Annotated in this window: 12 protein-coding genes and 1 pseudogene; 5 read left to right on the top strand and 8 right to left on the bottom strand. The window is 70.5% G+C overall.

Translation table 11 applies throughout. The annotated features are described in order from the left end of the window. Positions 1–180 (top strand): hypothetical protein (locus KBI5_RS27335; RefSeq protein ID WP_206745257.1); only part of this gene is annotated, 180 nt, incomplete at its 5' end. A gap of 67 nt (positions 181–247) precedes the next feature. Here KBI5_RS27335 and KBI5_RS13645 read toward each other — a convergent pair. The 6 genes from KBI5_RS13645 to KBI5_RS13670 all read right to left on the bottom strand — a co-directional run bounded on the left by KBI5_RS13645 (position 248) and on the right by KBI5_RS13670 (position 9,011). Continuing rightward, on the bottom strand, positions 248–1,288 hold the full coding sequence (locus tag KBI5_RS13645; protein ID WP_241882872.1) for a class I SAM-dependent methyltransferase: 1,041 nt from the start codon (positions 1,286–1,288) through the stop codon (positions 248–250). A gap of 74 nt (positions 1,289–1,362) precedes the next feature. Continuing rightward, complete coding sequence (locus tag KBI5_RS13650; protein WP_085015450.1) at positions 1,363–3,222, bottom strand: serine/threonine-protein kinase; 1,860 nt, start codon at positions 3,220–3,222, stop codon at positions 1,363–1,365. A gap of 130 nt (positions 3,223–3,352) precedes the next feature. Further along, positions 3,353–4,879, bottom strand: coding sequence for a serine/threonine-protein kinase (locus KBI5_RS13655; protein ID WP_011434825.1), 1,527 nt, complete (start codon positions 4,877–4,879; stop codon positions 3,353–3,355). A gap of 69 nt (positions 4,880–4,948) precedes the next feature. Continuing rightward, a complete protein-coding gene (locus KBI5_RS13660; protein WP_011434826.1) occupies positions 4,949–6,112 on the bottom strand; it encodes a TAXI family TRAP transporter solute-binding subunit in 1,164 nt (387 codons plus the stop codon). A 194-nt stretch (positions 6,113–6,306) separates the two neighbouring features. Then, positions 6,307–8,202 carry a hypothetical protein gene (locus tag KBI5_RS13665; RefSeq protein WP_235462975.1) on the bottom strand — a complete coding sequence of 632 codons (1,896 nt, stop codon included), beginning with the start codon at positions 8,200–8,202 and terminating at the stop codon, positions 6,307–6,309. A gap of 308 nt (positions 8,203–8,510) precedes the next feature. Continuing rightward, positions 8,511–9,011, bottom strand: coding sequence for a hypothetical protein (locus tag KBI5_RS13670; RefSeq protein WP_085015451.1), 501 nt, complete (start codon positions 9,009–9,011; stop codon positions 8,511–8,513). A 355-nt stretch (positions 9,012–9,366) separates the two neighbouring features. Between KBI5_RS13670 and KBI5_RS13675 the strand changes: the two genes are divergently transcribed. Next, positions 9,367–10,443, top strand: a complete 1,077-nt coding sequence (locus tag KBI5_RS13675; protein ID WP_241882874.1) for a non-ribosomal peptide synthetase — start codon at positions 9,367–9,369, stop codon at positions 10,441–10,443. A gap of 49 nt (positions 10,444–10,492) precedes the next feature. Continuing rightward, on the top strand, positions 10,493–10,684 hold the full coding sequence (locus tag KBI5_RS13680) for a hypothetical protein (protein ID WP_011434831.1): 192 nt from the start codon (positions 10,493–10,495) through the stop codon (positions 10,682–10,684). A gap of 43 nt (positions 10,685–10,727) precedes the next feature. Here the strand turns inward: KBI5_RS13680 and KBI5_RS13685 are convergent, their stop codons facing one another. Together KBI5_RS13685 and KBI5_RS13690 are read right to left on the bottom strand one after the other, a co-directional pair. Continuing rightward, on the bottom strand, positions 10,728–11,489 hold the full coding sequence (locus tag KBI5_RS13685; protein WP_085015452.1) for a glucose 1-dehydrogenase: 762 nt from the start codon (positions 11,487–11,489) through the stop codon (positions 10,728–10,730). Between the two features lie 264 nt (positions 11,490–11,753). Then, positions 11,754–15,578 carry a diguanylate cyclase gene (locus KBI5_RS13690; protein WP_241882876.1) on the bottom strand — a complete coding sequence of 1,275 codons (3,825 nt, stop codon included), beginning with the start codon at positions 15,576–15,578 and terminating at the stop codon, positions 11,754–11,756. Positions 15,579–16,968: 1,390 nt separating this feature from the next. On the opposite strand from KBI5_RS13690, the gene KBI5_RS13695 reads away from it, so the two are divergent. Together KBI5_RS13695 and KBI5_RS27340 are read left to right on the top strand one after the other, a co-directional pair. Beyond that, positions 16,969–18,654 carry an isovaleryl-CoA dehydrogenase gene (locus tag KBI5_RS13695; protein WP_085015454.1) on the top strand — a complete coding sequence of 562 codons (1,686 nt, stop codon included), beginning with the start codon at positions 16,969–16,971 and terminating at the stop codon, positions 18,652–18,654. Positions 18,655–18,749: 95 nt separating this feature from the next. Then, positions 18,750–19,588: pseudogene (locus KBI5_RS27340) on the top strand (hypothetical protein); the annotation flags it as partial.

The raw sequence follows: 19,588 nt of genomic DNA on the forward strand, positions 1-19,588 counted from the left end.
GCCGCGACGGCAGGCGCGATCCGGGTGGCCCGTGGCGCCGGAGTGAACGAGGCGGTGTCGCCGCCGCTGGAGGAGCACCCGGCCACGAGCCCCAGCGCCGCTGTCATGACCACGCCCGCGCACGTGCGGACGGCCGGATTGCCGCGTCGCCTGAACGTGGCATCTCCGGGTGTGGAGTGAGCGTGATACACGGTCTGCCCCTAACGGCGAATCCGGGGCTCACCATAACGGGGGGGATCGGGCCGTCTCACCGCACCCTGGGGCGTTGTTCGCATAGTGTGTCAGCCCGTCGCGGCGTTGAGTCGGTGGCCTGGTACGCGCCGCATCCATGCTGATCGGCACCCGAGGCCCCGGAAGGGAGCTGGGTTACGAAGATCGAGGTGGAGGGGACGTATCCGCCCCGGATCGGTCCCCATTGCCCCCAGGCCCGCTCCTGGCCAGGAGGCCATTCCGACTCGATGACGTCGAGCAGGATCAATCCCGCGGCGACGATCTCGCGGACCCGGTCGCCCATTGTGCGGTGCGTCTCGGTGTAGATCGCGCTGCCCTGCTCGTCATGCTCGGTGTAGGCGCGTCGGTCGAAGTAGCTGTGGAAGACCCGCAGGCCGTTCTCGTCCGGGTCATCCGGCAGGCACCAGACGAACGGATGGGTCGTGGAGAACACCCAGCGGCCGCCCGGCCGCAGCACCCGGGCGATCTCCCGCATCACGGTGCCACTGTCGGCGACGAACGGGACCGCGCCGAACGCCGAGCAGGCCACGTCCACGCTGGCGGCCGCGAACGGGAGCGCCGTGGCGTCCGCCTGGACGAGCGGCACATCGATACCGGTGCGGATCCCGAGCGCGCGGGCCTGGTCCAGCTGTCCGCCGGACAGGTCGAATCCCACCACCCGGGCGCCCTGCCCGCGCAGCCAGCGGGCGCACTGCGCGCCGCCGCAGCCGACTTCCAGGACCACCTTGCCGGCGACGTCGCCGAGCAACCCGATCTCGGACTCCCGCAGTCCCTCCGGGCACCAGCAGAAGTCGCTGTCGCCGAGGAACGCGCCGTGCTCCGACTGGTAGTCCGCCGCGGCATCGTCCCAGTAGAAGCGGCTCGCCCGGCGGGCCGTGTCCGGGTCGATGTCACGGTAGCCGTAGGCCGGCAGCGGCGCGGAACCGTCCTGATCGGTGTGGCTTGGGCCGGTGTGGCTTGGGCCGGTGTGGCTCGGACTGGTGCGGTCGGTCGGGCCGGTGGTGCCGATGCTGTCGATTGTGCCGGTGCTGTCGGCGATGTTGTCTGGACTTTCCACGGTGACCCATGCTGGCATCCGGACCCGCGGCCACTCCGCTCGGGATGGGCGTTCAGGTCACGACCGGGGCCTGTTTACGGAGCGTGATGGGTGACGGCCGCGCCGATCACCGCGCGGTCCTCGGTGATGGTGACCGGCGTGTACACCACCACGCCGGCGGGATTGCGGTCGACGAGACGTCCGCGGCGRCTCTCCCCGACAAGACGGGCCCGGCCCTCCAGCGACCCCACGCCCACCTCGTGGTCGGCCGGGCCGAACGGGCCGGTACCGACCAGCCCGGCCTGCTCGGGAACCTCGGTCACGTAGATCCGCACGATCGCTCCGGGCACGGTCGTCCAGCGCAGGACGGTGCCGCCCAGGGTGGAACGGGCCTCCAGATCCACCACCGCGCGCGGCCGTGCGACGACCCGCACCAGTACCTCCGCGGCACCCGACGGGGCGACGAGACTATCCGAGGCGTCCGCTCCGGCGACCCACACCTGGTAGCGGTAGATCGCGCCGGGTGCGGTGTCCTGGTCGAGGAAATAGCCGTCGGATCCGCGGAACCGGCGCTTCGCGCCCGACAGCGGGGAGGTCTCGGCGAAGGTCCGTTCGATGACGATGCAGCCCTGCCCCGGAACCGGTCGCCAGGACAGCGCGACCGCGTCGTCGATCATGCTCGCCCGCAGCGCCGTGACGGGCGGGAAGAGCGTGCGGGTCGGGGTGCGGACCGGTACGGACCVCAGCTGGCCGGATTCGCCGGACACCGTGGTGACCACCTCGTGCCAGTGCGGGACGCCCCTGGGCACGCCGGCGTCGAACAGCTCGGTGGCCGTGGTGATGCCCAGGCTGCGTTCGCGGCGGCCGCCGGGGGCCGTGGGGTCGACAAGAACACGCGACACCCGGTAGGAGGCGCCCTGCGTGGTCGATGGTTCCCATCGGAGCAGGACCGCGCCGTCCTGCTCCACCGCGGTGARCTCCGTCGGGGCGGCAGGACGGCCGGTCTGCGGCGCGCCGGGATCGACGTGTCCGCTGGGCGCCTGGCCGGGCACCTGGCTGGGCGCCGCTCTGGCGGTGGGCCCTGGATGCCAGGACAGCTCGTCAACGTGGGCCGCCCGACGCGGCGGATCGGCCTGGGCCGCCCGGGCGAGCAGCTCGTGCGCCCGGGCCGGGGTCATCCGCCGGCCGGGGTCCTTCTCCAACAGGCCGTCGAGCACCGCGGCCAGCTCGCCGGCCCGGTGCGCCTGGGCGGGCGGCTGCAGCAGGATGGCCGCGAGCATCGCGCCGAACGTGTCCCGCTCGAACGGCGGCCGGCCCTCGACGGCGAAGTACAGCGTGCCGCCCAGGCTGAACAGGTCCGCCTCGAAGGTGGCGGGCTGGTTGTTCAGCCGCTCCGGCGCCATGTAGAGGGGGGTCCCGAGGACACCGGTGACGGTGAGGGTCGGGTCGCCGTCGCCGGTGGCGATGCCGAAGTCGGTGAGCACGACCCGTCCATCGGTCCCGATCAGGACGTTCGACGGCTTGACGTCACGGTGAACGATGCCATGCGCCCGTGCCGCGACGAGGGCATCGAGCACCGCGGTCCCGATCCGGGCGACCTCGGCAACGGGCAGGGGCCCGTCGGACCGGACCACCTCGAACAGGGACCGGGACGGCACGAGCTCCATCACGATCCAGGGCAGGCCGTTTTCCAGGAGCACGTCGAGGATGGTGACGACATGCGGATGGCCGCGAAGCTTGGCCGCATGGCGCGCCTCCCGCAGGGCGCGTTCGACCCGGTCTGCGCGTTCGGCCTCGGCGACTCCGCCGGCGAACTCGATCTCCTTGAGGGCCGCCTCGGTCTCCAGCACGGAGTCGAAGGCACGCCACACCGTCCCCATCGCACCCGCACCCAGCCGCGCGACGAGTCGGTATCGGCCCGCCACCATACGGTTGCCTACCGGAACGGTAGCCACGACACCCCCTTGGCTTCCTCCATTGTCGCAGGACAGCTTCCCAGGTGGACGGAAATATCGAGACGCTGCCGAGCAGCCCGCTCGCCGGGGTCGGGTCGGGTGACCCCGGGCTGGGCCGGGGTTGGGTCGGTCAGGACGGGTCGGGGCGTTCCGGCACGAGGTGCTGGCCGGGGGCCGCGGCGCCGTGCAGGCGCAGGGTCGCCCCGGCGGCGTCCGTGCCGGCTTCCCCACCGGTGTTCGTACGGGATACCGGGTGGGTCGGTTCCAGGAGCCGGTGTGACCCCACCGGCTCACCCGGTCCGTCGGTTCCAGGCCGATCCCCCGGGGCCGGCCGGGACGGCGCCATGGCGCCCGCGAAGGCCGTGGCGACGATCAGGGCGCCGGCGACCGACAGCAGCACGCGATTCGGCTCGTCAACATCCAGGACGCGCGCGAGCAGCAGACCGATCCCCGACCCGCTCACCGCCGCGGCCACGGTCGTCAGGACACCGATCCGCCGGTCGCTCAGGAAGATCATTTGCCCGCAGATGAGGCCGATTATCGCGGCGGCCACCGGCCCCACGACGGCATGGCCGGTCCGCTCGGTTTCGGCGGCCCAGACCCCGACCGTGGCGGCCAGACCGGTCAGGGCGAGCAGCGCGGTCAGGACCGATGGCCGTGACGAGGACGGGGATGGCCGTGACGGATGCGCGGGCCCGACTGCGGGGAATGACGGCGTCGGGACGGGTGAGGGTGTGGGGGGAGGGGTTGCCGGCGGGCCGGGATTCGGGGTCGGCCGGGTCTGCTCGCGGTTCGGTTCCGCACCCGTGACCGGGGGGACGTCGTTGCTGGCGTCGGCCGTCTCCTCGGGGGAGAGCCGCTGGGTGAGCAGGCGGACGAGCTCGCCGGCGGAGGGCCGGTGCCCGGGGTTCTTCGTCAGGGCCTGACGAACGGGACCGAGCAGCCGCTCGGGCACGCCGTCGAGCTCCGGCTCGGTCGAGCTGATGTGCAGCGCCACGATCTCCGGCGCCTCGCCGCGGAAGGGCCGCCGCCCGGTCGCGGCGAAGACCACGCAGCATCCCCAGGCGAAGACGTCCGCGGCCGATCCCGCCTGCTGGCCGTTGATCTGCTCGGGGGCCATCCAGACCACGGTCCCGACGAGTTCGCCCGCCTGGGTGTAGCCGGTGTAGTCGGCCGACCGGGCCACCCCGAAGTCGATGACCTTGGGACCGGCCCAGGACATCACGATGTTCGCCGGTTTGAGGTCGCGATGCACCACGCTGGCGGCGTGGATCGCCTCGAGGGCCGCGGCGAGACCGATCGCGAGCCCATCCAGAGGGCGGCCCGTGAGCGGGCCGCCCTCCTGGACGGCGGCGCGCAGGGTGGGGCCCGCCACGTATTCGGTCGCGAGCCAGGGCTTCGGCCCGTCCACCTCGGCCCTGATCACCCGGGCGACGGTGTCGGCTCGCACATGCCGGGCAGCCGAGACCTCGGAACGGAAGCGGGCACGGAACTCGGGGTCACTGGCATGCACCTCGTGCGGCACCTTCACCGCGACGGGCTGGTCGTCCGGTCCGAATCCCAGGTAAACAACGCCCATGCCGCCGGCGCCGATGCGATTGTGCAGGCGATARGGCCCCATCACCCGCGGGTCGGTGTCGTTCAGTGGTCGTAGCACGGCTGGTCCTCGAGCGTCCCTGTCCCCGGCGGCACTGCCTTTGGTGGCGCTGTCACGTTGGTGGCGCTGTCACGTCGCACCACAGCCCGGTGGCCGTCGGAATCTCTGAACGTAGTATTCCGCGGCGGCCCGATGCAGCGGTATATAGCAGAAAAGTGGCCCTTCGTAGACGGACAGCGCGTCCGGGACCGTCCGTCCCCCGGGGTTGTCGCCCCACAGCTCCTTCGCGTAGTCCTGCGGATCCCGGAACAGTTCGGCGGTCGCCCGCCTGACCAGCACCGGATCGGCGTCCGCATGGGCGAGCAGGCCGTTGGGGATCGTGACGGTCCGGACTGGCGAGATCCCCCGGTAGTCGTCGGGTCCGAGGCTTCCGGTGCCGAAGACCGGCCCGGCGAAGAAGTGCCCGCGGGACCGGTAGAACTGGTCCCAGTCGGCGGTGATGCCGTCCTGGTAGCTGGACAGGTCGAGCAGGCGCAGCCTGGCGCCACCGGCGATGGCGTTCTTGATCTGCCGGGTTCCGGCTCCGCCCGCCCAGACCACCGCGTCCACCTTCCCGGCGGACAGGCGGCGCAGGGCCTCGTCGATGGAGGATTCGTCCAGTTCGCCGCGGCAGTCCTCGGACAGGGCCACCCGCAGGAGCACCTCGCTGATCTGCCGGACCCCCGATCCCGACCGGCCGGCGGCGATGGGTCGGTGGCAGAGATCGGCGAAGCGGGTGATGTCGACGTCATCCGACCTGCTGGTGGGGTCGCGCACGATCACGTGCAGCAGGTCCTGATGGACGGGTCCGATGGTGCGCAGACCCGCCACCGGGTGGCCACCGCGGTTCGGATCGAACTGGTTGACCCCCTCCGCCGCGTCGACCGTCGTGTTGAGCTGCGCGATCGCCAACCCGCAGACGCGGCTGTCGGGTGATTCCAGGTTATAGATGTTCTCCGTGGAACCCGCCGTTTCCACGACGTCCACGTCGAAGTGTTCCGGGGCGGCTTGCAACCGGGTCCGCAGTACCCGGGCAAACTGGTTGTAGGGTGACCCGACACTGCCAGTGAAGATCTGTACCGAAGTGCAGGCGGATCGGCCCGCCGGCGGCCAGGCGGCCGCCCTGGAACGATCGGACGTGGTAATGAGCAAAGTGACGACGGCGACGGCGAGAACCACACCGATCACCACGGTGAGGCGTTGCCGTCGGGTCAGCCTTTCCGGCCGGGACCCGGCCGGTTGGTCCGTCGACACCGCGCATCCTCCGCTCTGGGATGTGGATCATTGACGACCATGGTCGCGGAATGCGGGAAATCGTAGAGGAATCGGCAGAGCAGGTTCACAGCCGGGGGTGCGGTGGTAAAGCGCCCCGCTGCCAGCTTCTCGGAAACTCTTCCGGAGCGCGATTCCCGGCGGGCCTTCGGGCTTGTCCGGTGGACGACACGGGGTCACCGGTGGCGAGGCCAACGTCCGGCTTCCCGGCCTGGGAGCCACAGGTCGACCCCGCCGACCCGGCTGGGAGCCGCGCCGACGAGTTCGCGCAGCAGCGTGCGTAGCTCGGCGGTCCGCCGCGCCGGTCCCAGCACGACGGCGTCCGGGGCGAGCCGTTTGTAGGCCGCCCGCAGCCGCGGCGATCCCGACATGGCAGCGGCGGTCGTCGCGCCGTTGTCGATGTCGATGAGGGCGGACGTCAGCGCGTCCGGCGGGCTGTGGAACGCCGCCCGGCCATCGGGCCCGGGGACGGTGCAGTAGCAGCCGGGGATGACGAACCGGAAGTTCGCCCTGGCCTGCCACAGCATGGCCTCGGCGTTCTGGGGATGGGGAAAGGGGACGACGAGTGCGGTGGCACCCTGCGGAATCAGGGTCACCCCGTCACTGGTGAAGAACGCGGGCGTCGTCATCGACGTGGTGAGCATCGGGGCGGGGACGAGCGCCACCAGGGCCGCGAGTGTCAGCAGGCCGGCTCCCAGCCGGACGGTCCTGGTCCGGACCCGAGCGGGGATCTCCCGTCCGGGGTCCGGATCGGCGGGCACCGTCCGGTCCGACGCCAGCCGGTCAAGCCCGGTCGCCACCACGATGGCCGCGCACATCATCACGTATAACGCCAGGCGGGAGGGCAACACGTTGCCGAGTACCGGCACGTGCTGAAGGGGCAGCCACGGGAGGGGAACGCCGGTGTCCCGGCCGTCGACATGCAGGTGACCACCGAGTGAGAGCACGGCCATGACCACGCCGAGCGGAGCGAACACCCCGACCGGCGGAGGCCGGCGCGCGCCGCCCGTCGCGACGACGACCACGACGACCACGACGACCAGAACGATCAGTGGAGCGCCCAGGTAACCGCTGACCTCGACCGCGTTCCCCGTGAAACCGAGGCTGTGGCGCAGCGCGCCGTCCGGGGCGACGGCCTGCATGGGCGTCGGCGTGACGAAGGTCAGCAGATCCGTCACGGCGATTCCATCGGGTTGGATCGAGCCATGGATCCGCTGGGCACCCAGGAACTGGGTGCCCAGCGGCCAGGCGAGCGCGACCGCGGCGACCCCGCCGGCCGTGGCGAGGCCGCTCAGGGCCGGTCGTAGCCGCGATCGGATCCGATCGCGATGACGTACGGCGAGGATCACAAGGCCGAACGTGGCTGCCAGCGCGGATGTGGCGAGCAGCTCCTCGCCGATCAGCGCCTGGGCGATGATCGCCAGGCCGAGCAGGACGCCGGTGCGCCGCGGCCCCCGCCCGCGGACCACGAGATCGTCGAGGAGCAGCAGGAGAACCGGCGGGAACGGCGCGAAGGTCAGATGCAGATGACCGTAGGACGCGCCGATCATGTGCGGTCCGAAGCCGTACAGCAGGCCCGCCAGCGCCGCCGGTCCCGGACGTACCCATCGGCGCAGCACCCAGAACAGGGCGAATCCGCTGATCACGGGCGCCAGAGTCAGCAGCACCGTCAGCGTGGTCACGGGGCCGCCCAGCAGCGTGATCGGTGCGGCCAGCGCGCCCAGTAGGAGCACGGGTGTGCTCCACAGGACGTCGGCCCCGTCGGGGGCGTTGATGTGGTGCGTCAGGAACGGGTTGAGCCCGTCGGCGAGCGCGTGCGGCGTCCAGCCGAGGAACCAGGCGAACAGCATGGCGTCGTTGCCGCCGTAGGAGACGTTCCCGAGATTCCCCCACGCGGAGTGGAAGATGCCGATGGCCACCGCCAGGTATCCCACCGCGACCAACAGCGGCGGAGGAACCTGGATCCGCCAGGACCGGATCTCCGGCGCCGGGCGTGCACTGTGGCCGGGAGCATGATCGGTACCGTGACCGGAGATGCCTTCGGCGGCCCCAGCGGTTTCGGATTGCGTCACGACGGCCCCCCTCGTGTGCCCGTAGACCCCGATCCGCCCCCTGCGGACGGGATGTACGGGGCGTTCACGACCATAGTCGCCCTGATTGCCTCCGTAGCTACATAACGTGATGATTTGGCGGTATGGGGTGACGGTCCACCCGCGACACGGCACAGGGAGGGATACCCGCCGGGGGAGAGTTCCTCAGCCGGCTGCGGAAACCCTCGCCGGTTTTCCGGGACCGCGTTCGTTCCCGCGGGTCCGGCGGTTCCCGGTGCTGGGCTGTCCGGTGCTGGGCTGTCCGGGCCGTTCCGGTGCGGCGCGCGGTACTACCCGGCTGCCCGGTCCTGGCCGCGGGGCGTGGCGCTCGGATCCGCCCATTCCGCCACCAACGCGGCGTAGCTGCGATAGCGCGCAACGGCGTAGTCGTCGGAGACGACGCCGTCGCGGTCAAGCACGGCGACGGGATAGCCGCGCTCCGCGCGATAGCCCCGTTCACCGACGATGACCCGCCCCCCGAGCCGGACCACTCCGACGACGTACGGCAGGGAGGTCCAGCGGGGCGGGCGGGCGGCGGCCAGGATGCTCGGGTCCCGCCAGGCATACAGGCCGCAGGCGCAGTGCTCGTCCGGGACCCGTCCGTGGYCCGCGCCGGGCTCGCCGGGCTCGACGTCCCGGTCCGGCCGGCGGGTGCGCAGGCAATGTGCCTCGGTCATGCCGTCGGCGCGCCAGAGCAGCAACCCGGGTGGAAACGGCGACCACGGCGTCCAGGCAGGGCGTAGCTGGCCGCGCGCGTCCACCGCCCACTGCCGCCAGCCGAGCAGGCTCACCCGGGAACCGGTTCCAGGTCCGGTTCCGGCGCGGCCGGGACCGGGATGGTCAGCGGCTCGGAGTCGGGAAAGCTGATCGGCTCGTCTTCGACGATCCGTTCCGGTCTGCCCACATCACCCACACGTCTACGGTGAGCGCCCGATACCGAGCCGTCAATGCCCCCGGCGGGTAGCAGGCACCCCATCGGGGTACGGGCCCTCCCGCCGGGGGCGGGCCGACCGGCGGAACCAGGCGCAGCGCCGCGGGCCGCGACCACTGGTTCCCACGAACGCCTGGTCGGCGTGTCGATGATCTCCACCGGTGGTGTTCAATGTGCTCTTCGCCTAGTCCTGTGGGGTGATGTCGTTGCCGGGCATGTCTGCGGCCGATCCGTACCAGGTGGCCGCGGCCCTGCTGTGGGCCCGCGTCCTCGGTCTCGAGACCGTCGGTCTGCATGACGACTTCACCGATCTCGGCGGTGATGCGGCGACCGCCCAGGAGCTGGTGGCGACCCTGTGCGACGAGTTCGGGGTCCGGCTGCCGAGCTCCGTGGTCGCCCAGGCGCCGACGCCCGCCGCGTTCGCCGAGGTGTGGGCCGCCCGGCAGAGCGAGTCCGTCGGGCATCCCACCGTGATGCCGCTGACGCCCGACGGTTCCGGCACCCCGTTGTTCTGCTTCCCGGAGGCTGGTGGGCCGGCGATCGGTCTGCTCCCGTTCGCCCGGTACTTCGCGGGCGAACGGCGAGTCTACGGGATGCAGGCGCACGCCCTGGAACGGCGGGGCGTCCCCGACTGGTCGGTGTCGGCCGCCGCCCGGYGGCACGTGGGGGAGATCCGTCTTCTCCAGCCGACGGGTCCCTACCTGCTGGCCGGGCACTCTTTCGGCGGACTGATCGCGTTCGAGGCCGCGCAGGTCCTCCGGAAGGCGGGCCACGAGGTCGGCCTGCTGGCGTTGATCGACACCTATCTGCCGGGTACCTCGCGGCTGACCCGATCCGGGGCGATCGTGCCGACCAGTCAGTTGGAGGGAGCGCATCCGGACTCCCCAACACCGCCCGACGCCGGTCGGGGGATCGGCCCACTCGCCGCCGACGACGGGCCCACGCTGACCCCGCGGGTGGTGGTCGACCGCCTGCGCCAACTCGTCGAGCTGCCGCTCGCCGGCGTGGTCCGCTTCCGGGGGATGCACCAGTACGACGTCTTCTACAACCAGGGGCGCATTCTGACGATGACCTACCGCCCCCGCACCTACGATGGCCGGACGACGGTCTGGCTCGCCGACGACCACGACGAGATCGAGGCCTGGCGGGGCGTCCTGACCGGGCCMGCCGCGATCCGCCGGATCGGCGGGGACCACCGCGGCGTCCTGCGGGAACCGCTGGTCGCCGAGGTGGTGGCCGAGCTGCGCCACGAGCTGGCGACGGTGCCCGGCATCGACGGCCGCCGGGTCTGATCTCCTGCGGATCGCCATCTCCACGCCGCCCGCGGAGACGTTTGCCGCATTGCGGCGGCGCTACCCGCAGGTCGACCCCGAGCGACTCCTCCCGGTCGGGTGGGACGCGGCGCGTTCGTTGATCGCCGAATATCTTGCCGCCGGGATGAGTAAGTTCGTCGTTCATCCGGTCACGACACCCGGCGGATGGCCGGATTTCTTCGACGCCTTCGCCGCCGAACTCATGCCGCTCGAGACCTGATCGGCGGGCGTTTCTGGCGAGTCGGACGATATGGACGGAGGGCTCAGGTGATGGTGAAACCGCCGTCGACGGCAAGGGTCTGCCCGGTGACGAAACTGCCGGCGTCGGAGGCCAGGAAGAGCAGCGCCGCGGTCAGTTCCTCCGGTTCACCGAAGCGTCCGCCGAGGACCCTCGGCAACTGGGTCTCGAGGTACTCGGGCTGGTACGCGTCGGTCATCTCAGAGTGGAAGAAACCCGGCGCCAGCGCGTTCACCCGGATGCCGCGTCGGCCGGTCCATTGCTGGGCCAGATCGCGGGTGAGGCCGACGAGTGCGGCCTTGCTCGCCGCGTAGGCCGCCTGCGGCAGGCCGGCGGTCGTCAGACCGAGAACGCTGGAGATGTTAACGATGCTGCTGCCGGGTCGCATGACCCGCGCCGTCGCCTGCGCCAWCCAGTAGCAGCCGCCCAGGTTGACGTCGATGACGGAGCGGAACTGTTGCGGGGTCTCCTTGAGCGCGGGGACGGCGGTGCCGATCCCGGCGTTGTTGACCAGGATGTCGACCCGGCCGAAGGTCTCCATCGCGGCGGCGACAAGGTGTTCGCAGGAGGCGGGGTCGGTGACGTCGGTGGCGACGGGCAGGGCGCGGCGGCCCTCCTTCTCCACGAACTCGGCGGTGGCGGTGAGCCGGTCGACCCGGCGGGCGCCCAGGGCCACGTCCGCGCCGGCCTCGGCCAGGCCCCGGGCGAAGTCCACCCCGAGACCAGAGGACGCCCCGGTGACGACGGCGACCCGACCGTCCAATCGGAAACGGTCCAATACGGACATAGAGTGCTCCTTCACGATAAGGCGGCTCGCGCCTGATCATGGATCCCATCCCGGGCCGGCGAGCGATCCGGGCTTCTCGCGCCGCCATCCTTGCAGGTCCCGGCGGCTGGCCCTACCAGGCTGCCGGCAAACGTGTTCCGGAACATGTGATCTGTGGGTCGGGGGGTACTGACGACGTGTCGGTTACTTCGACCTCACCGGCTGTGAAGCGCGACAATCCCGCGCACGTCGACAGGGCGACCGAGGGCCTCGGGAGAGCGGAGGTCATCGCGCCGCGGGGGAGATGGAGCGTCGGGCCCGGGCGCTCGTCTTCGCCTCGTACATGTCCGTATCGGCGTGCCGGACCACGCTCTCGGGACTGTGCGAGCCGGCGCCCCCGACGGCCTGCGAGGACGCCAGGCCGATCGTTGCTTTGACCACAAGGGTGTTGCCGGCCACGGTGAGGGGTGCCTCGACGAACTCGCGCACCCGCTGCTCGGTCTGGCGCATCGTCAGGGAGTCGGCCCCGGGCAGCACAATGACGAACTCGTCACCGCCGAGTCGGAACGCCTGCCCAGCATGTGCTTCCGGTCGGATCATCTCGGGATCGATCATCTCGGGATCGATCAGCGCGGGACCGATCGGCTCGACCGGTCCCGCGCTGGCCACCGACGGGCCCGGGGCGAGGACGTCGGCCAACCGAGTGGCGACCGTGCACAGCACATCGTCGCCCACCTGGTGACCGAACGTGTCGTTGATCGGTTTGAAGTCATCCAGATCGATGAGTAGAACCGCGAACGGAGTCTGCTCCCGAGCCAGTTGATCGAGGAATTCGGTAAGCGCCGCCCTGTTCGGCAGGCCGGTCAACGGGTCGTGGGTGGCACGTTTCCGTAGCTGCTCCTGCAACTGACGACGTTCGCTGATCTCGTGGCAGGTGAGCAGGACACCACCGTCGAAGCAGCCCGGCCCGGACGCGGGCCGCCAGGCGCCGGCCTCGATGTCGAACCAGCGATGGTCGCCGTTAACCGTCTGCATGCGGACGTCCAGCAGGGACCCCGGTCCACCACGCTGCCGGTCCGCGAGGAAGGCCCGCGTCGCAGCCTGGTCCTCGGGATGGACCAGGTCGATGAGCGGCAGCCCGATCATGGCCTTGACCGGGTAGCCGAGCAGGCTTTCGACCGCCGAACTGATGAAGGTCGGCCGGCCCGCACGGTCCAGGTTGACGATGATGTCGTGCGACTCGTGCAGCAGGGTCTGCAGCCGCGCCCGGTCGCGCCGGACCGCCTGCTCTCCCCGGAAGATCATTTTTGTCAGGCCTGAGAACGTGACGGTCACAATGCCGAGCAGCAGCAGATCGCCGACGGCATGGTTGTCTCGCGGGTCGCGCGGCAGCGGGCCGTTCTGTTGCAGGATGAGGTACCCCCACGTGGGATGGCCGGGGATCGCGGCGGCGACGGCGACGTGACCGCCGCCGTTGCGCACCGTCACCTGCCGGCTCTGGCCTGGCTTGATTGACCGCAGCTCCGTGCCGTCAATCAGGGCGATCCCGACCGCGGACGGATCGTCGGACAGGGYGATGCGCCCGGCCTCGTCGACGATGACGATCCGGGTGTCCTCTCCGGTGCCGCTCGTCCCGGTACCCCCGCCGCCAAAAACGCGGACCATCTCGGCTCCCGGCATCCCGGCTCCCGGTCTACCCATGACCAGAAACGCGGCGCTGCGTCCGTCCCGCACGATCGGCACGATGCTGTACGCCCGAACCCGATCGCCCAGGTGGAAAACAGGGATGTTGATTCCGCTGGTGCGGGCGAGAGCCCAGATCCGGTCCCGTGGGGGGAACGGGATCGTTGCGCCGGTGGGTTGGACCRCCGTCGGCCTGCCGTCGAGATCGACCAGTGCCAGAACGGTGTCGGGGCCCGCGAGCGCCGATCGGGAGACCGACGCCAGCACCCGCTGGTCGACAGCGGGTTCGGTCAGCGACCAGGGAAGTCTGGAGATCGGGTCGATCAGGCGCACGGGTTGACCCAGGTCCGCGACATACTCGGCCAGACGGAGGACGAGGGAGTGGGTCTCGGCGGTGTGTTGGGCCTCGTCTCGCCGCCGGTTGGCATTCTCGATCTCCAGGGTGACCGCCGTGGCGGCCAGGATGACGGTCCCCAGCACGAGCAGTGGGATGGCTCGCCCCAGCTGCTCGCGCACGGTTGTCCGCCAGCGTCGAGGAGACAGCGGATGCCCGGTCCGGCCCGCGGGTGACGATCCGGATGCGCCTGGGGATCTGGGCGGGCCTGGGGATCTGGGCAAGGCTGGGAAGGACATCGAGCGCGGTCGGGTGACCGGGGATCGCGGCATGATCCGGTCGGTGGCGAGGAGCACAGACGCGGACGGTGCGGGCGCCTTGAGCGTGGTGGTCTCGGCCGCTGGGGGGTCCGCCATGGCATATCGTCCCGGACCAGCCTGCTTGGCCTTGTACATGGCCTCGTCGGCCGCGCGCAGCAGCCGCCCGGAATGGCTGGGCCGGCTGACGGCCAGCGCTACTCCGATGCTTGCGGCGACGCAGACCTCGTAGCCGTTGACGAGGATCGGTTCCCGTACCGCGCGGATGACCCGACCGGCCATGGTGCGAGCGGCGATTTCGTTCGCGCGCAGCAGCAGGACCCCGAACTCGTCRCCGCCGAATCTCCCGGCGACATCGTCGGGGCCCAGCAGTGTTCGGATCCGTCCACTGATGACCTGCAGCACCCGGTCGCCGGCCGCGTGGCCGAAGGTGTCGTTGACCGGCTTGAAGCTGTCGAGGTCGATGAACAGGACCGCGACGCCCCCAGCCGCGGCGAGGGCATCCTCTAGCTGCTCCTCGAAGGCGGTCCGGTTACACAGTCCGGTGAGTACGTCATGGCGCGCCTGATAGCCGAGCTGGTCCAACAACTGCTTCCGTTTACCGACCGCATGGCAGGTGATCAGCACTTCGCCGGATCCATCCCGGGTGGACAGGTGGCGGGTCGCGACGTCGAACCACCGGGATGTGCCGTTCGCCGCCGTCATCCGAATGTTGAGCAGGGACCCGGCAGCGGGGTTCTCGATCAATCGTACGAGCCGGTGGGCGTCGTCCGGGTGCACCAGATCCGCGACCTTGCGCCCGAGCCAGGTTTCCTGGGAATGGTCGAGTAACGGGACGATCGCGGGGCTGATGAACGTGAGTCGTCCAGTGAGGTCGGTTGTCAGCACGATGTCATGGGCCGCCGCGAACAACGCGCACAGCCCGGCCCGGGAGCGCCGAGCCGCCGTCTCTCGCAGCAGGCCGACGAAGACGATGCTCAGGACCGACGTCAGCGCGAAGGCCAGCAACGTCAGATTCCGTTGGTTCCGTCGGGCCCGGAGGTCGGCGTTCAGCGAGTCCGTGGCCTGCCGGAAGTAGGTCAGGTACCCCGTCGTCGGCTGCACCGCCGTGATGTTCGTGATCCTCCTGCCGTTCTCGGTCGTCTCCCAGATCCGCGCACCACCACGCTGGGCGTGGGAGCGGGAGAGATCGGCGGTCGAGAGGACCTGCCGACCCAGCATGCCCGGCTCGGTGGATGCGATCGGTACCCCGTCCGGGCCGACCGTCGACATGCTGCCCCGGCCGACCCCGAGCAGGGCCGTGATCCAGTTGGTGAACTGGAGGTTGGACTCTTCGGTGGACACGGCGACCAGGACGGCCCAGGGCCGCGGACGGCCGACGGGAACCACCGTTGCTCTGACGCGGCCATCGTGGAGGGCGAAGACGGGGGACACCGCGGGAACCCCGGACCAGGCAGCGGACCAGGCCTGCCYCAGGTCGGCGGGGACTATGGAGTTCCCCCGTGGATAGGAGGCCGTGGTATGGCCCGCGGTGTCGAGCAGCGCAACCACCCGGATGACATCGCCGGAGTGAGCGATCTGGAGCTGCGGGAGCAGGGCTTCGTTTCCCAGGGGGTCACCGGGCTGGAAGGGCGTCCGATCGGTCGCGGACTGCATCGCCGCCGGGTTATCGACGATCGCCGCCCACTGCGCGAGCCGCTTGACCAGCTGGGAACGTTCGTTGAGGCGGTCGATCTTCTCCCGGCTCAGCAGATCGGAGCCCGTCCAGATTGCCATGGTACCGAGGACCGCAACCGTGAGTAGTCCGACGATCAGCGGGTGGATGAATCGCCGCCGGAGTCGCGATCCGGCCCGGGCCGCCGAGGTTCTGATTGCGGCCGTGACTCGCCCGGGCGCTTGCCGCCCACCGATTCGGCCACCTCTGATCATCTATATGCCCCGTCCGACAACCGTGYCCGGACTCGACGGATCTTACCGTGAGTGAAGACTTTCTGTTTTCCGTGCCGTCGAATCATCCCGGTAGTGGGTGAGCATACGAGTATCTGTGCCACGAGTTTCACCGGCCGCCGCCCGTGACAGAACTCCACCGCTTGTGCCGACACGGACCGGCGTATTGGGCTGGGTGACCCGGCGCGTTCGCGGGATGGAGGAGATTGCCGAGCGAGAATGATTCGACTACTAGAGGTGTCGCTCTGAATACTTTAAGGCTTGGATGGTCGGTCGATGGGCGGCATCAACTCGACTACGGGTTACTGCGTATAACGCTATGTATAGCACTGGGTGCTGTTGGTTGGAGCTGGGGAGCTGTGATGTTGGTACCGCCCGCGACCGGTCCCCGCATGCTTCTCGTTCCCTTCGGCGTTATCCAATACTCTCCGTAACACCCGGCCGGTCTAGCCCGATCGAGTATCGCGGAAGATGATCATCTGCTCACCGCGTGCGTTGCTCGAGCCGGCGGGGCTTCGTGGSAGCGGGACCGCCGGGTGAATAAGAGCGCGTGACCGTCCCTGCCTGCCCGCCGGCTCCTCGTCGAGGCGTCGGCGAGGGCGCGGGGCGGCTTGGTCGAGCAGTGTGTCGGCTGCTTCCGATCCGTTCCGCCGGTGGCTGGCTTAACGGGAAACGGCATTCTAGCCCGGACGGCGGTCCGGAGATTCACCGCGCCTCGGGTGGGCCGGAGCGTGCGGATTTCTTCGCCCGGACGTGGCCACCGGTCGATTTACCTGGTTCTCGATCCGGCCTAGTGCCCGGACGTCAGGGCGCGACGACATCGTCCCGGCGTTGGATGCCGAATGTGTAAAAACCTTTGGGCGCAATAGCCGGACGCCGGCCGGGAACAGCCCACCTGTTCGGGGCCGGCGGCAGGGATCTTTTCTGGTCCGCCGTGGGCCTTCGCCGCGGGAGCGGATCCTCTTCGGCGCGGCCGTGATCCGCACGGCCCCGCCGGGTACACGGCCCGTGGATCCGGCGAGAGCGCGCGATGCGACTGGTCCGACGCGGCCAGGAGTGGCACGCTTCATACCAGTGCCGACGGGCCGTGCTCGGACGCGGCTCGGCTCATGTGCGGCACTGTCGATGTGCGGCCCGGCCGAGGCCGATGTGCGGCACTGTCGAGGCCGATGTGCGGCACTGTCGAGGCCGATGTGCGGCCCGGCCGAGAGGAGGGCCGGTGATCTCGCCGACCACCGTCAACCGGACAACGGCGGTTCCCGGGACGTGTTCGTCCCGGACCCATGAGGTGACGAACCAGCCTCCGCCCCTCGTGGGGCACGATGCGGCGGCCGATCCGGCGCTGCTGGCGGCCCTCGCGCGGGAGGGGGCCGGCTGGCATATGGACGATCTGCACCGACTCGGTCGGTTGGCCGGCAGCGAGGAGGCCGCCCGCCAGGCCGACGAGGCGAACAGGTTCCCGCCGCAACTGCGCACTCATGATCGTTACGGGTTTCGCGTTGACGAGGTGGACTTCCATCCCTCCTGGCATGCCCTGATGGAGGTCGCGGTACGGGAGGGCTTGGCCGGGGCGCCGTGGGCCGACCCGCGTCCCGGCGCCCATGTCGCCCGCGCCGCGGACATCCTGGTCTGGGGCACCGTCGAGCAGGGCCATCTGTGCCCGGTGTCGATGACCTACGCCGTGGTGCCGGCGCTGCGCGCCGCCCCGGAGCTCGCCGCCCGCTACGAACCGTTGCTGACCAGCCGCGTCTACGATCCGGGTCTGCGCCCACCCGAGGGCAAGGCCGGCCTGCTGGCGGGCATGGGCATGACGGAGAAGCAGGGTGGCTCGGACGTCCGTGCCAACACGACGACGGCGACGCCGGCGGGCGACGGGACCTATCGGCTGCGGGGGCACAAGTGGTTCACCAGCGCCCCGATGAACGACGTCTTCCTGGTCTTGGCCCAGGCCCCCGGTGGCCTGTCCTGCTTCTGGGTGCCACGGGTGCTTCCGGACGGCGTCCGCAACACCTTTCGCATCGCGCGGCTGAAGGACAAGCTCGGTAATCGCAGTAACGCCAGCGGCGAGCCGGAGTTCGACGACACGGTCGGTTGGCTGGTCGGCGAGGAGGGCGCAGGGGTCCGGGYCATCATCGAGATGGTGGCGATGACCCGGCTCGACTCCAGCCTCGGCTCGGCGGCGGGGATGCGTGCGGCCGTCATGGCGGCAGCCCACCACGTGCGTCACCGACGCGCGTTCGGGAGACCGCTCATCGATGCTCCGTTGATGCGCAATGTGCTCGCCGATCTCGCCCTGGAGTCCGAGGCCGCGACGACCCTGGTGCTCCGGGTGGCGGGCGCGGTCGACCGGGCGGCCCGTGGCGATCGTCAGGAACAGGCGTTCGGACGGTTGGCGATCGCCGTCGCGAAGTACTGGGTGTGCAAGCGTTCCCCGGCGCTGGCCGCCGAGGCGCTCGAATGCCTGGGGGGCAACGGCTACGTGGAGGAGTCCGGGATGCCGAGGCTCTACCGCGAGGCGCCGCTGAACGGCATCTGGGAGGGCTCGGGCAACGTCAACGCGCTCGACGTGCTGCGCGCGCTCACCCGGGAACCGGCCAGCTTCGCCGCCTTCGCCACGGAGATCGACGCGGCGCGTGGCGCGGACCGCAGGCTGGACGCGGCCTGGGCCCGGTTGCGCGCTGTCCTGGACCGGTCCAAGGACGCGGAGTTCGCCGCCCGGCGCATCGTTGAGCGACTTGCCGTCGTCCTGCAGGGCTCCTTGCTGGTGCGCTACGCCCCGAGCGCCGTGGCYGACGCGTTCTGCGCCACGAGAGTCGCCGGTGAGGGGGGACTGGCCTTCGGTACCCTGCCCGATGCCGCTGATGTGCCAAATATTCTCGGCAGAATTCCACCGATGGGCGCCTGAGATGATTCGCTCGGTGTTTCCTGACCTTGGCGGATAGGTACTAGAAACTCTCCGTAATCAATGCTGCGCCATCGGGTGGGGGATGTGCCCCTAGGGTGGAGACTGACTGCGCCCTGGAGGGTTCCATGGTGTTCTTCTGCTTGGCTGTCGCCGGGCTGATATTGATCGCGGGCGCGCTCGGCCTGGTGCGGGGACGCGCGGAATGGGCGTGGATCCCCAACCGCCGTACGGCCGGCGCGGTTGCCGGTGCGGGATCCGCGGCGCTCGTCGCTTTCGGGCTGCTCGCATCCCGAGGAGTCGGGGTCGGCGACGGCAACGATCCGGACCTGCCCGTGAGCCAGGCTGTCCTGCCCGCACCGACTCCCCCATCACCGTCCACGCCAGCATCGCCACTTTCAGTGCTATCCGCGACGTCCGTCGAGCCCGGGTCCACGTTGCCCGCGGACACCGACGCGGATCGGGACCTGGCTGCGGACAGGGCCGCACGTCGTCCGGCGCCGTCCGATGACCGCGGCGGACCCCAGCAGTCGCGTCCTCCCACATGGGACACCTGGCCGCCGTGGGCGTCGCCCGCGGACAGCCGGTCGTCGGGGACGTTGCAGCTAGGGACGTTGCCGGTGGAGACGTCGCCGGCGCCGACGCTGCCGTCTGCTACGTCCTCGCCGGGGACGTCGCCGCCGGGAACCCGGCCGACGGGAACCCCGCCGCCGGCGCATGGTCGGCCCGACACCCGCCCGGACGACCGGGGAACCGCCGGGGACGACCGGGGAACCGCCGGGGACGACCGGGGAACCGCCGGGGACGACCGGGGAACCGCTGGCGGTCGCGGAACCGCCGGTCAGAAGTCCGACGGGCGCGACCATGCCGGGTCCGACCGACATGCCGGGTCCGACCGAGGAGCCGAGAGCGCGGCCCCGACACCACGCGACGGCGG

Source organism: Frankia sp. KB5, from assembly GCF_002099325.1.
Taxonomy (GTDB): domain Bacteria; phylum Actinomycetota; class Actinomycetes; order Frankiales; family Frankiaceae; genus Frankia; species Frankia casuarinae.